A 13,282-nucleotide genomic window follows, 5' to 3' on the forward strand; every position below is an offset into this window, starting at 1 on the left:
GGCAAAATACCGCGACCCCACCCACCGAGTTTCCCGATGAAGCAGATGACCTTCGCCGACGCCGAGTACGCTGGCAAGCGCAAGCAAACCCGCAAGGAGTTGTTCCTGATCGAGATGGATCGGGTGGTGCCGTGGAAGGGCTTGATTGCTTTGATCGAGCCACATTATCCGAAGGGTGAAGGTGGCCGTCCGGCCTACCCGTTGATGGCGATGCTGCGTGTGCATCTGCTGCAGAACTGGTTCGGCTACAGCGATCCAGCGATGGAGGAAGCGCTGTACGAAACCACGATCCTGCGCCAGTTTGCCGGGCTGAACCTGGAGCGCATCCCCGACGAAACCACGGGGTGCTGCTGGTCCGCAAGTGACCCGCTGCGATTGAACGCCGGCGGCCAACCGGCGCTCACATCCGTAACCCTCACGGATTACGGAGGCACACGCATGCTGGTATTCGAGTCGATCTACACCGAAGGTCTGGCGCAGATTTCCTATCTGGTGGGCGACAGCAAGGCCGCCGTCGCCGCGGTGATCGATCCGCGGCGCGACGTCGAGGTCTACCTCGACCTGGCGCGCGACAAGGGCCTGCGCATCGCCTATGCCATCGAGACGCACATCCACGCCTACTTCGTTTCCGGCGCCCAGGCGCTGGCCGAACGCTGCGGCGCCGAGATCATCGGCGGACTACGCCTTCGGGCTGCGTCAGGTGGACGACGGCGAGGTGCTGGAACTGGGTCAGGTCAGCCTGGAAGTGCTGCACTCGCCAGGCCACACCCCCGAGCACATCTCGCTGCTGCTACGTGACAGCCAGCAGGGCGAAGCGCCCTTCGCGCTGTTCACCGGCGATACGCTGTTCAACCTCGACGTCGGCCGCCCCGACCTGCTCGGCGAGGACAGCACCAAGCAGCTGGCAGCGCAGCTCTACGCCACGCTGTTCACCCGCTACCTGCCGCTCGGCGAACGCATCGAGATCTACCCCTGCCACGGCGCCGGCTCGGCCTGCGGCAAATCCATCGGTGACCGTCGCCACTCCACCCTCGGCAAATGGCCAATCGCTTTTTCCACCGGCCAGAGGCACAGGTACTGCCGGATAAGGCTGCGCCGTTATCCACCCTACGCCCCGTCGATCACCCGATGCGCAGGGTGGAAAACGGCCAGCGGCCTTTCCCACACGTCAGTATTCGACTTGCAGTTCGGCGCTGCGCGGTTCGGCTTGGCAGGCCAGCGCCCAGCCCTGACGCACCTCGCTTTCGCTCAGCACCTGGTTGCTGCGCATGCTCACGCTGCCCTCCACCACCCGGCACTTGCAGGCGGCGCAGACACCCGAGCGGCACGCGCTCGGCGGTTGCAGGCCAGCCTGTTCCATGGCCTCCAGCAGCACCTCGCCGCGCGGCACGTCCAGCTCGTGACGGCGACCGTCGAGCGCGACCCGCAGGCGGCTGCGGCGCCCGCCCGGTGCGGCCGTCGGCGCTGCGGCGGCAAAGCGTTCCAGATGGATACGCGCCGCATCCACACCCCGCTCGCCCAGCGCGGCACCCGCGGCATCCATGAACGGTTGCGGCCCGCAGATGAAGGCGTCGGCGGCTGACCAGTCAGCGATCTTCGTGGCAATCGCCGGGCCGCTCGGCACACCCTGCTCGGCATCGAGCCAGATGCGCAGCTGCAGGCGATCGGGGTAACGCGCAGACCACTCGGCCAGCTCCTCGGCAAAGATCAGCGAGGCGGCATCGCGGCTGGCATAGAACAGCCGTACCTGCCCGCTGCCCTCGACCAGCGCCGCCTGCAGGATCGCCATCAGCGGCGTGATACCGCTGCCGGCGCCGAGCAGCAGCAGATCGTCATCCAGGTTGCGCGGCACGAACACGCCGGCCGGCGGCAGCGCCTCGATGCAATCGCCGGCCTGCAGGTTGTCCAGCAGCCAGTTCGACGCGCGGCCGCCGGGCACCCGCTTGATGGTGATGCGCAGCGCGCCATCCGCCTGCGGTCGCTGCGACAGCGAGTAGCAGCGCAGCAGCGCCGGCTCGGCAGCGGGCACCTTCAGCGTGAGGAACTGCCCCGGCTGCGCGGCAAAGCGTGCGCGCTGGGCGGCCGGCACCTGCAGGGTGAACGAGCAGCTGTCGGCGGTTTCGGCCTGGCGTGAGACGATGCGCAGACGGGTGAACTCCCCGGCGGCAGGCGCTGGCGCCGATGCGAACGCGGTCGCGACCGACGTCGTTGCCGGTGTCGACGTCGAAGCCGAAGGTGCAGTCGAAGCCGGCCCCGCCTTGGGCACGCCGCGCAGCATCGGCCATACCGACTTGCGGCGGAACAGCAGCACATAGCCGACATGCAGGCCGATCAGCCACAGCCCCAGGTTGGCGAAGAACTCGTGCACCTCCTCGGCATCGCCCATCCAGCCGATGAAATCGATGTCGCTGGCAGCGCCGAAGACATCCGGCCCCACGCCCGGCAGGGCGGCCAGCACATCGCCGTTGTCGACCATACCCAGGCCGACCACGCTGGCAATGGCGAAACTGCCCAGCGCGCCGACCGTCAGCCACTTGCCGACGCTCGACAGGCCCGGCTTGCTCCGCTGGCCCTTCGGCGGCAGCAGCTGTGGGAAGCCGCGCAGGCGCAGCGGCACGATCAGCAGGCGCCACACCAACAGCGCCACCAGGCCGTAGCCCAGCCAGATATGCAGCGTCTCGGCGTCGTCACCGCTGAGGTAGGCGCCAAGAAAGAAACCGGCCAGCAGCCAGTGGAACAGACGGAAACGATTGAAAGCAGCCACGACGGCGATCCTCATTGAATGGATGCCGCCTTTGTATTCCTGCGAGCTGAAACGAAACTGAACGCCGCCAGCCGCTGCGGTTCAGCTTGGCGTAAGGCGGCGCGCCTAGGCTGCACTCATTCCCAACCGGAGAGCGCACCATGAAAGCCCGCTGGATCATCCTCCTGTCCTGCTGCCTGAGCCTGCCCGCCCTGGCCGAAACCGAACACCCACTGCTGCCCGGCTACGCCGCCCAGGCGCGTCAGGAGAATCCGAACTTCGCCGGTTTCTCCGCCGAGCGCGGCAAGGCGCTGTACTTCGCCGAGGAGCAGCGCAATGGCAAGACCATGAGCTGCACCACCTGCCACACCGCCGACCCGCGTCAGCCCGGCAAGACGCCGGCGCATCGCAAGGTCGATCCGCTGGCGCCGGCAGCCAACCCCGAGCGCTTCACCGACCTGAAGAAGGTCGAGAAATGGTTCCGCCGCAACTGCGACGACGTCTACGCCCGTGAATGCACCGCGCAGGAAAAAGGTGACTTCATCAGCTGGATCGACAGCATCAGATAAGGAGCCTGCCATGAAGATCGCACCCCTCGCTGCCGTCGCCGGGCTGGGCCTGACCCTGGTACTGGCCGGCCTCAGCTTCGCCGATGACGACGACCATCGAGAGCGCAAGGGCTACAAGCGGCCCAAGCGCCTGACGGTACCCAGCGACGCACCGCTGGTGTGGAAGGAAGAATGCGCGGCCTGCCACATGCTCTATTCTCCCGGCCTGCTGCCTGCCGATGCCTGGCGCGAGCAGATGCGCACCCTGGGCGATCACTACGGCAGCAACGCGTCGCTGGACCCGGTGCAGGAAAAGGAAATCCTCGACTTCCTGGTCCGCGCCTCGGCCGCCAACCGCCTACCGGTGGAGCCGTCACCCACCGCCGGCGAGCCGCCACGCATCAGCCAGACGCGCTGGTTCGAGCACAAACACGACGAGCTCAGCGAAGCCAAGTTCGCCCGCGAGTCGGTCGGCGGCCGCTTCAACTGCGTGGCCTGCCATCGCGACGCGGAAAAAGGCGACTTCGACGAGGACCGGGTGAAGATTCCGCGCTGAGACAAAAATAGCCGGAACATTTCGCCAACCGTTGCGTTATATCCCTGCGGCAACCCGGCCGGCAGCGCACGGGCACCGGTAAAAACCGAGGCGTTGGCAACGCAGCAGGTTTTAGCGGCGCCCTGCGCGGTCAACCCAGACGAGCGCTTAATGAACGACAGCGAACAGGACCTCATCCAGCAGGCCGCGCGTGGTGATCGCCAGGCGTTCGGCACGCTAGTGCGCGTCCATCAGGCGCGGGTCTTCCACTTCCTCCGTCGCCTGCTCGGCAGCGCCGACGAGGCCGCTGACCTGACTCAGGAAACGTTCATCCGCGCCTTCCAGGCGCTGCCCAGATGGCGCCCGGAAGCACGCTTGCAGACCTGGTTGCTGCAGATCGCACGCAATGCCGCGCTGGATACGCTGCGCCAGCGGCAACGCTACGTCGACGTGGCGCCGGAGGAACTGGCCGAGCCGGTCGATCCAGCGCCATCGCCGCTGAGCCGACTGCAGGCCGGTCGCGATCTGGCATTGCTGGAACGCTTGCTAGCCCGCCTGCCCCACGAACAGCGCGAGATCCTGCTGCTGCGCGAGGTGGAGGGGCTGGCCTACGACGAACTGGCCGCCACGCTGCAGCTCGCCGCCGGCACCGTCAAGTCGCGCCTGGCACGCGCCCGCGAGGCGCTGCTGCACGGCTATCGCCAGGCCAACGGAGGCACCCTCGATGACTGAGCATCTGGACATGGCGATCCTGTCCGCCTACCTCGACAACGAACTCGACGCCGCCGCACAGCGCCACGCCGCCGCCCACCTGGCGGGTTGTCCGCAGTGTCGCGCCACCCTGGCCGAACTCGACGGGCTCGGCCAGGGCTTGCGTGCGCTGGCCTGCCCGGAGTTGCCGGCCGAGTTGCAGGCGCGTCTGCAGCGGCCCTTCGCGCCGCCGCCCGTGCGCAGCTGGTGGGCCCGGCACTGGGCGCAGGGTATCGGCGCCGCGGCGTCGGTCCTGCTCGGCCTGCTGCTCGGCTATGCCCTGCCCGGCCAGCCGCCGGGCAGCTCACCCAGCCACGACCTGCTCGCCGTCCTCGGCAGCACCCCACCCGGCGCGCTCTGCGCGCGCCCCGAATTCTGCTACCTGAAGGTAAACCTGAAATGAGCAACACCACCCTGCGCAATGCCCTGGTCCTGTCCGTGCTGGTCAACGTCGGCGTGCTCGCCGGCCTTGGCTGGCAGAAACTCAGTCGCGATGGCCTGCCGATGCCCTCCGGCGCACCGACCGAGCTGTCGCGCGAGCTGCAACTGAGCGCCAGCCAGCTGCAGCGCTGGCACGATGCCGAGGCGCCGTTCCTGGCCTACCTGCGCGCCTCCAACGCCAGCCTCGGCGAACACCGCAACCGGCTGATCGAGGCGATCTTCGCCGAACAGGTGGACCGCACGGTGATCGACGCCGAGCAGGCGAAGATCGCCGAACTGCAGAACGAACAGCAGCGCCTGCTCATCGACCAGCTGCTGCAGGAGCGCGAGATCCTCGAACCGCAGCAGCGCGCGCGGCTCGCCCAGGTGCTCACGCAGCAGTCGTTCGGCGCCGACAGCATCGAGCAATTGCACCGCAAATGACGGATTGCACGGCGCGATGGAACAAAACCGTCGCGCCTGCGTTAGAACATCAGGAGCCGCACTTCGCCGGCTCGCTCAATGGAGTTCTATCGATGATCCGCAAACCTTACGCTCTCGCCCTCGCCATCATCCTCGCCGGCACCCTCGGCCACGCCGGCACCAGCCTCGCCGCCACCAGCCATGACCACGGCCACGGCGAAGGCGCGCCGGCGCTGCAACTCGATGCCGGCAAGCGCTGGGCCACCGACGCGCCGCTGCGCCAGGCAATGGGCACCATCAACAACGATATGCGCCAGGCGCTGCCGGCGATCCACGAAGACCGTCTGCCCGCCGCCCGCTACGGCGAACTGGCCGAGACGGTGCGCGGCCAGGTCGCCTACATGGTGGAGAACTGCAAGCTGAGCGCCGAGGCCGACGCGCAGCTGCACCTGATCATCGCCCAGCTGCTCGCCGGTGCCGACGCCATGAGCGGCGCCCCGGCCGGTCAGCGCGACGGCGCGGTGACGGTGGTCGGCGCGCTGGGCGACTACGCCACTTACTTCGCCGACGACAGCTTCAAGCCGCTGGAACACTGATCGACCGCCGCGCTCAACCCTTGTCCGGCCGTGCCGGCGGGGCCGCTTTCACCGCGAGCGGCACCTCGGCGGCCACCGCTTCCGACTCGCCCTCGCCGCTGCGATCTCCGCTGGTGTTGGCCAGCAGGCTGGCGGTGGCGGTCTGCAGGTAGGCGTGCAGCTGGCGCAGCAGCTGCGGCTGATCCTCGGCAGCGGCGATCCGCTCGCCAGCCGGTTCACCGCCCAGGCGATAGCGATACAGCCGCGCCGGCTGCTCCTTGGGCTGTACCAGCACCCGATCACCGCGGATCAGCGCCACGGTCTGGTCGCTGCCCGACGGCTTGACGATGCCGAAACCCGGATCGTCCGCCGGCAGGCTGAGCAAATCGCGGCCCCAGCATTGATGACGCACCTCGCCACCGAGGCGGCCCATGATGGTCGGCACCACGTCCACCTGCGTACCGACCACCTCGCGACGGCTGCCGAAACGCTCGGTGACGCCCGGGGCGATCAGCAGCAGCGGCACGTGGAAGCGCAGCAGGTCCATCTCGGTGACTTCCTCCGGCGCGCCGAAACCGTGGTCGCCGACCACCACGAACAAGGTCTGCTTGAACCAAGGCTGGTTACGCACCTTGTCGAAGAACTGCCCCAGCGCCCAGTCCGAATAACGCATCGCCGTCAGATGCTGATCCAGCGCGCCATGCCCCTCGACAGCAGCGACCGGCAACTGCTCGGGCAGCGCATACGGCGTGTGGTTGGACAGCGTCTGCAGCAGCGCATAGAACGGCGCGCCGTTATCCAGCTTGCCCAGCTCCTCGGCGGCGCGGGTGAACATGTCCTGGTCGGAAACGCCCCAGGTCGGGTCGGAAACCACCGGATTCACGTAGTCGTTGCGGCCGACGAAGCGCTTCATGCCCTGGTTGCCGAAGAACCCCGCCTGGTTGTCCCAGGCGAAATCGCCGTTGTAGACGTAAACGTCGTCGAACGCCCGCGCACCGAGCAGCTGCGGCAGGCCGGAGAAGCGATGGCCGCCTTCGGGCGTCTGCATCAGGTACTCGAAGCCCGGCAGGTTGGGAAAGCAGGCCATGCTGGCGAACATGCCCTGGTGGGTGTGGGTGCCGTTGGCGAAGAAGCGCTCGAACAACAGCCCCTCGCCGGCCAGGCGGTCGAAGTTCGGCGTGATGCCGTCGGCACTGCCGAGCGCGCCGACATAGCGGCCGGCGAAGCTCTCCATGAGGATCACCACCACGTTGCGCACCGCCAGCTGGCCGTCCGCCGGCGGCTGGAAGTCACGGCGCACCGGCGCCAGCTCGGCGTCCACCAGCCGGTCGTTGGCGGTCAGCAGCAGCTCGCGGGCGATCGCCTGCGCATCCGCAACCGGCAGTGTCGCCTTCCAGCTGTTGTCGCGATGGCTCGAGAAGCGGTTGCGCGCCGCATCGTAGAGCGACAGCGTGGCGTTCTGCCCGAGGTGGTTGGCGAAGGTCGAGGCGGTGGTGAAGGCATCGCCCCAGCGCAGCGGCGGGCCCTGACGCAGCGTGCCGCGCGCGGCCACCACGCTGACCACCAGCAACACGCCGAACACCGCGAACCGCGCCGGCCAGCTCGCGCCGCGGCGGGCCGGCGCGCTCGCCAGGCTCACCGGAGCGGCGCGGGTGCGGCGCTCCAGCCAGCCGAACAGCGCGAACAGCGCGGCGCTCGCCGCGAGCCAGGCGGCCAGCAGCCGCAGCACCGGGAAGCCGTGCCAGAGCATGCTCAGCACCGTCGCCGGGTCTTCCTGCAGGTACTGGTGTTGGCGCTGATGGAAAATTGACCCACCCTGCCGATTGAAATTTGACCCAGGGCGGATTGCTGATTTTGTTACCAGCAACTGTGGATAAGTCTACCAGCGCAGCTGCTGTTGCCCCCACTCCTTCGCTAGCCCAGTTCAGTTGTTTAAGACCTGCCACACGCAGCCATGTAGCAGGCCGTCGTCGCCATGAAATCAGAACGGCTCATCGTCCTCCGGTTCTTGGCCGCCCTTACGCTTTCGCTCCCGTGATTTGATCTTGGCCTGGGCCGCCAAGCTACTGTGTTGCAGGCGATAGGACTCGTTACCGGTTTCGACGATGTGGCAGTGGTGGGTCAGCCGATCCAGCAGGGCGGTGGTCATCTTGGCGTCGCCGAACACGCTCGACCATTCGGCGAAGCTCAGGTTGGTGGTGATCACCACGCTGGTGTGTTCGTACAGCTTGGACAGCAGGTGAAACAGCAACGCACCGCCAGCCTGGCTGAACGGCAGATAACCCAGTTCGTCGAGGATGACCAGATCCATGCGCAGCAGTGCCTGGGCGATCCGCCCGGCTTTGCCGTCGTGTTTTTCGCGCTCCAGCAGATTGACCAGATCGACCGTGGAGTAGAAGCGCACGCGCTTACTGAGCAACGTCGCACACACGGAGTTTGGTTAAGTCGCAGGCTCGAAGCTTGCTGTCGATGGCCAGATCGAAGAGAGCCAGATCCCGGGATCTTTCTGCAATTTGAAGCCTTACTCGGATGGCCCAGATATCTCTCAGTCGGAGTGGGGTTTTCTGCCCGACCAACTTACCTTTGTTCCAGGGCTGACGGCTACAGGTAGCAATGATGTTTCATGGCAAGTCCTCCACATGTGGGAGGGCAAGCATGGCTAGCCAGAGCAGTGGTCGCTAACCGGCCACAAGCGGCCGCTGACAAAGCTCTCCTTCCGACCCGTAGCTATCGGTGGCCGCTCGCTGGGTAGACCCGGCACAAATCAGACACCAACGCATACCTAAGAAACCAGCGTCGATTCAAACAAGCGTCGCCACAGAAGCCTCGAAGAATGAATCGCTGGCTTACAGGCTGAGAACGCAGCTACGAGGTTCGATCTGGCAAAAGACTGGCTGCAGAGAAAGTGCTGGCGCCCTTACGCAAACGCTATGCAAATTCACCTCAGCGGCTGCTATGCCGGACCGCTCCGCCTCCTGTCAGGAAAAATTCGTGATAAACAATTCAGCGTAGCGACCTCTACGTGCGGCCGAGGCAGCAATGACACTCGAACGATCCAGCGATTGCAATTTGAACTCTTGATACAGATCGATTACGGCGGGATGATGGGCATTTGTCGAGACGATATAACAACCGCGGGCTGAGGCCCGCATTAGCGCTTCACTGAGGCGCTCCTGATCCTGCCAACTGAATATCTTTTCATTGTACTTCACAAACCCATTAAAGTTGTGCTTCACGGTGTAAGGCGGGTCCGCAAAAATTAAGTCTCCAGCGCTTGCCCTGTCGATCGTTTCTTCAAAATCACAGACATTTATCTCTACCTTTTCTAACATCCGCGAGACTGCTGCAAAGTCGTCAGTATCCAAGATGACATTTTTCTTCGTGCCCAGCGGAACATTGAAGTCGCCATTAAGATTGACACGATATAGGCCATTCCAGCATGTGCGGTTTAGATAGATAAACTGCGCAGCTCTGGTATGTGGCGTGCGCGGTTTTGAAGAGCGCATTTTGTAGTAGTAGTCAGCGGAGTGTCGACTGTGATGGCGCTTAAGTGCGCCATACACCTGCTCCCAATCATCTCGAATTGCACAGTATGTATCGACAAGACTCTCGTTTAGATCGGATAGAACGGCGCTCACGGGTTTTAGAGAAAAGAAGACAGCACCGCTACCAAGAAATGGCTCAAAATACCCGTTGAACTCACACGGGAAAGAGTTGATATGTTTTTCTACCAGCCATCGTTTTCCACCAGCCCACTTTAAAAATGGTTGCACACTACTAGCGCTCACGAAAGACCCCATAAAGCCACTTTTTCCACCCGTGAGAGATTTTCTAAATCTTTCGAGATGTTCGCGTTAAAAAAGAACCAGCTATCTGCGCCGGATGGATTACCTGCAATACACTCACTGAACTCATCCAAAGACAATGACGTATCAGGCCAAAGATCTTTAACTTCCTCTGCGGTCGTCAATCCCAGAGCGCTGTCCCACAGCCCTGAAGCCTCGCACGTTTTCACCCACCAGAATCTCAAGTCATCCGCATTCAGACTTGCTTGGCGCAGCAAGGAATTGACGGAAGCAGTTGCCAACCTCAACAACAGGTATGTCCTGGACATCACTTCTTGGTACTGAAGAGGAGCCTGCACGGGGGACCGAGAACGTGCCAGTTTCATCACGAGAAGGTCTTCCTCACACGTGTCTCGGATGAAGAAATCTACAATTTCGTCAGAGTCCAGGCCTATCGCCAAGCAAGCCTCTAGCATTTTTTCACGCAGATGCGCCGTCGACTGCGCTGGCGTATGGTATGGATCCTTGAATTTTGTGTTGTAAATACCTTCAAGGGTTGAACGCACCAAATATCTGTCCAGGAGCTCGAACGAAGCCCCTCCAGGCTCGGACGAAAGCCAAAGCTCACGCAGCCAGGGTTCAATCGTTTTAGGTGTGTGGCAGACCTTCTCGTGATCGAAATCAACGCCATAGGTCACTTCATTTCGAGTTGTCTTGTCGGATGAGAACGTACTCAGGTCTATGCCCCAGCTCTCAACCCAGTCAGCACCGATCAGGCTGGGCGTCGATGTTCCTTGAAATGCCAGGATCCAGTCAGTCATCTCGCGACCAAACGCCTGGATTTCCCGGCCGATCAACGCGCCCGAATTGGGTGACTTACCCCACGCCTCCAAGGCCGACCAAGCAATTTTATGTGTGCCCTCTCTAGATAATTTATGTACGTTTTCCGCAGCGTCGACAACCACGTGCATGACGCTGAAAACTCCAACGCCGTACGCTGCCAAGATTGAAAGTGAGGCCCTTAGTTCACCGTAGTAGGCCAAGTGGCGCGCAATGGAATCATCAGTTCGAAATGTTGCTCTGAGCGCCTGTGCTAAATACGACCAGCCGTCATACAGATGCAAAATGGCAGAAACAGCGATGGACTCCACCAGTTCTGGCGCCCCTAACGGCCCGGGGGCCGTCGAAACGAGATTTTTGACCGACTCGCCCACGCCAATTTGATAGCTATTGCTAGTCGCCAAGAACGAATTCGACGTAAAGTTGGTCGATGCGCGACTTAGAGCGTTGGCGATGCTGCTAGGGGAAGCCAAATTAAACTTAATCTGTTCTGCTGCGCCCAACATTCCTTTGCCCCTTTAGAACTTCAACACCGCAGCGGCGGCTTCAGAGATGTCCGTCGCAACCGCATCCTCAGCGATATGCTCCAAGATCAGACGTTTTAGGTCGACATAGCCTCCACTGCCTTTGAACCCTTTACGCAGGCTGATTTGGTCTTTTTCAAGTCCAGGGGCTGTTGAGGCTCTCCAGTCAAACGAAGCAAGACTTTGGGCTAGGCGGCGGATCACTCCTGCGATAGGGAGGCTGGCAATGTTTTTCAGCTCCTTGGAAATAACCTCCTCGGAACAGTTGCCGTATTCATCGACCGGATGCCACTCATACAGCTTCCACTCGGCCAAATGACTGATAAAGATGTCGTTTACGACAAGCCAGAGAGCACGAATTCCTTGGTCAGTATTCAGGAAAGTCTTCTTCCCAAACATTGCTGGCTCGAAGTCTGAATCGAGCATGTCGGGCGCGCAATCCTCTCGCAACTTTGTGGCCCAGTCGTGATGGGACTTACGAATTTCCGAGCACAGTTCATTTCCCACGTAGATCAGAAACGCCGCCTGCTGTGCACGATTCCATGGCAGCACCTCGCTGTTAGCGTTCTTTATTTCGCCAAACAGCCCGCCGGAGCTCTTTTTAGCGTCGACCGGCTTGATGAACGAGCTAATAATCGTCCGGATCCACGCAGCCTGCCGAACATACGGGTTGCCTGGAGTCGCGAGCATATCGATGCGATTTTTCCATGGACTTTCAGGATGAATCCAAAGCGTCTCAACCAGCTCCTGCGCCCGAGCCTCCTTGTAGACCTTGTGCCCCTCCTTCTCCAACCAGTCCTCTGCTCGCAAAAGCGGATACATGTCAAACGCCAAGCTGGTATTGATTTTTACCGGCTTAATGTTGATTGACCAGAATAGATAGGCCTGCCAGCTGATATCCAGACCATGAAATGCGATGACCGGCATTTCGAAGTCGGGTGCAAAATCCGAATCATCGAACGCCCAGAGTCGATGCTGTCCATCAATGACTTCTATCGGTGCAATACCGCTTGGCGCCCAGTCATCAGCCGACATACTTTCCGAATAGGACAACTCAGCTAACGGGCCTGCCGTATCTACGACATTGATCAAATCATCCGCTGCAACCGTGTTTCCCATTCGGGTGTCGCCCGCTTTGAGGATATTGATCACAATACCTGTTGGAAGCCAGCCGGGTTTCCTCAAAGTTTCGTGTTCACGTGACTCTTGGTTATGTTTGGTCAAATCACAGTAGGGATATCCATACTTTACGAACTGTTTGATATTTTCTGATCGCTTTTTATCATGGCGCCGCTGAATTCCAAGATCTTCTGTTCTGGGTGTCCCTTCAGCTTGCCGCCGATAAATAGCGGAGAGCCGTCGTAAATCTCCAGCTTTCATCGACAAGACCATAAAGTTCTTCGGCGGCTTCGATCGATGGTAAAGATCATCCCATGAAACTTTGTCCCATTCAGGAAGCCATTGGTGAACTTTTAGTGCTGGAATGCGGATTTTCATAAAACTCCTAGGCAGAGTGACAATTTCCTTATCCGGGCGGCAGTATTCCCAAAAAGCCTTTTTTTTGCCATCAGTATTGGTGAAATCCCCCTCCTTTTGCCTCCTGTTCCCTAGCCAAGCAAGCTTTTTCCAGGGGTGGCTGGGATTTATCGGCGGCATCAGGAGTGGCACCGTACTCCTAGAGTTAATCGGACGATTTTTGCAGCTCTGACGCTAGGCCGGTGTGAGCCTGCTAGACCCAAATGCTCAATTAGGGAGCGCCAAGGCCGTCGCCCCCGAACAAGGATTCCGCGATTCGCGAGCCCTAGTCGCATTCTCCTGACTCGCCAATTGCATTGAAGCTGACCATTAATATCTCAGCGTTGACCAGCGTCTGCTTCTGGCCGATTCTGTTGAAAAAGTAGCGGCCTCTCCATGCCGTTGGCAAAATTGCTCTGTCAGCGAGCGTGGGGGCGAACAGCATGATGGGGCAGTTACCGGGAGGACAGCAGCGCCTGTTCTACTCGTTCAACCTAGAAGATCACGTCCCGGGCCAACACCTCCTGCGCAGTATCGACCAGTGCCTGGATCTCAGTGATCTGCGTGCCTACCTGGCGGATTTCTATAGCCCCATCGGGCGTCCCTCGATTGACCCGGAGTTGA

12 protein-coding genes and 4 pseudogenes are annotated in these 13,282 nt (G+C 61.6%); 8 read left to right on the top strand and 8 right to left on the bottom strand.

All coding sequences use genetic code 11. The features are described from left to right. Positions 1-36 precede the first annotated feature (36 nt). A pseudogene (locus tag G7020_RS06890) lies at positions 37-342 on the top strand (IS5/IS1182 family transposase); the annotation flags it as partial. Positions 343-790: 448 nt separating this feature from the next. Here G7020_RS06890 and G7020_RS24000 read toward each other — a convergent pair. After that, the gene (locus tag G7020_RS24000; protein ID WP_225030852.1) at positions 791-979 is read right to left on the bottom strand and encodes a hypothetical protein; all 189 of its coding nucleotides are present in this window, start codon (positions 977-979) and stop codon (positions 791-793) included. A gap of 189 nt (positions 980-1,168) precedes the next feature. Continuing rightward, on the bottom strand, positions 1,169-2,764 hold the full coding sequence (locus G7020_RS06900; protein ID WP_034064884.1) for a 2Fe-2S iron-sulfur cluster-binding protein: 1,596 nt from the start codon (positions 2,762-2,764) through the stop codon (positions 1,169-1,171). Between the two features lie 140 nt (positions 2,765-2,904). On the opposite strand from G7020_RS06900, the gene G7020_RS06905 reads away from it, so the two are divergent. The 6 genes from G7020_RS06905 to G7020_RS06930 all read left to right on the top strand — a co-directional run bounded on the left by G7020_RS06905 (position 2,905) and on the right by G7020_RS06930 (position 6,015). After that, positions 2,905-3,312, top strand: a complete 408-nt coding sequence (locus G7020_RS06905) for a DUF1924 domain-containing protein (protein ID WP_034064865.1) — start codon at positions 2,905-2,907, stop codon at positions 3,310-3,312. 10 nt (positions 3,313-3,322) lie between these two features. After that, on the top strand, positions 3,323-3,847 hold the full coding sequence (locus G7020_RS06910) for a diheme cytochrome c (protein ID WP_003302071.1): 525 nt from the start codon (positions 3,323-3,325) through the stop codon (positions 3,845-3,847). A gap of 150 nt (positions 3,848-3,997) precedes the next feature. After that, the gene (locus tag G7020_RS06915; RefSeq protein ID WP_003302070.1) at positions 3,998-4,558 is read left to right on the top strand and encodes an RNA polymerase sigma factor; all 561 of its coding nucleotides are present in this window, start codon (positions 3,998-4,000) and stop codon (positions 4,556-4,558) included. After that, positions 4,551-4,979 carry an anti-sigma factor family protein gene (locus G7020_RS06920; protein WP_003302068.1) on the top strand — a complete coding sequence of 143 codons (429 nt, stop codon included), beginning with the start codon at positions 4,551-4,553 and terminating at the stop codon, positions 4,977-4,979. Before G7020_RS06915 ends, G7020_RS06920 begins: the two co-directional genes overlap by 8 nt. Beyond that, entirely contained in the window at positions 4,976-5,440 is a 465-nt protein-coding gene (locus G7020_RS06925; RefSeq protein ID WP_003302067.1) for a periplasmic heavy metal sensor, read from the top strand. The genes G7020_RS06920 and G7020_RS06925 overlap by 4 nt, the downstream gene beginning before the upstream one ends. 92 nt (positions 5,441-5,532) lie before the next feature. After that, positions 5,533-6,015: a hypothetical protein gene (locus tag G7020_RS06930; protein WP_033937765.1), complete on the top strand. Its 483-nt coding sequence runs from the start codon at positions 5,533-5,535 to the stop codon at positions 6,013-6,015. 13 nt (positions 6,016-6,028) lie between these two features. Here the strand turns inward: G7020_RS06930 and G7020_RS06935 are convergent, their stop codons facing one another. The 6 genes and pseudogenes from G7020_RS06935 to G7020_RS06960 all read right to left on the bottom strand — a co-directional run bounded on the left by G7020_RS06935 (position 6,029) and on the right by G7020_RS06960 (position 12,799). Next, positions 6,029-7,744 (bottom strand): LTA synthase family protein, encoded by a 1,716-nt coding sequence (locus G7020_RS06935; protein WP_234455018.1) that lies wholly within the window; start codon positions 7,742-7,744, stop codon positions 6,029-6,031. A gap of 231 nt (positions 7,745-7,975) precedes the next feature. After that, positions 7,976-8,410, bottom strand: a pseudogene (gene istB, locus G7020_RS06940) (IS21-like element ISPst3 family helper ATPase IstB); the annotation flags it as partial. Continuing rightward, a pseudogene (locus G7020_RS06945) lies at positions 8,409-8,612 on the bottom strand (integrase); the annotation flags it as partial. The pseudogenes istB and G7020_RS06945, both read right to left, overlap by 2 nt. Before the next feature lie 360 nt (positions 8,613-8,972). Then, positions 8,973-9,782: a DNA adenine methylase gene (locus G7020_RS06950; protein WP_313498310.1), complete on the bottom strand. Its 810-nt coding sequence runs from the start codon at positions 9,780-9,782 to the stop codon at positions 8,973-8,975. After that, on the bottom strand, positions 9,779-11,125 hold the full coding sequence (locus G7020_RS06955; protein ID WP_181083180.1) for a hypothetical protein: 1,347 nt from the start codon (positions 11,123-11,125) through the stop codon (positions 9,779-9,781). The genes G7020_RS06950 and G7020_RS06955 overlap by 4 nt, the downstream gene beginning before the upstream one ends. 12 nt (positions 11,126-11,137) lie before the next feature. Continuing rightward, positions 11,138-12,799, bottom strand: a complete 1,662-nt coding sequence (locus G7020_RS06960) for a DGQHR domain-containing protein (protein WP_181083181.1) — start codon at positions 12,797-12,799, stop codon at positions 11,138-11,140. A gap of 302 nt (positions 12,800-13,101) precedes the next feature. Between G7020_RS06960 and G7020_RS06965 the strand changes: the two are divergent. Next, a pseudogene (locus G7020_RS06965) lies at positions 13,102-13,282 on the top strand (IS5/IS1182 family transposase); the annotation flags it as partial.

Source organism: Stutzerimonas stutzeri, assembly GCF_013522825.1.
Taxonomy (GTDB): Bacteria; Pseudomonadota; Gammaproteobacteria; order Pseudomonadales; family Pseudomonadaceae; genus Stutzerimonas; species Stutzerimonas stutzeri_AK.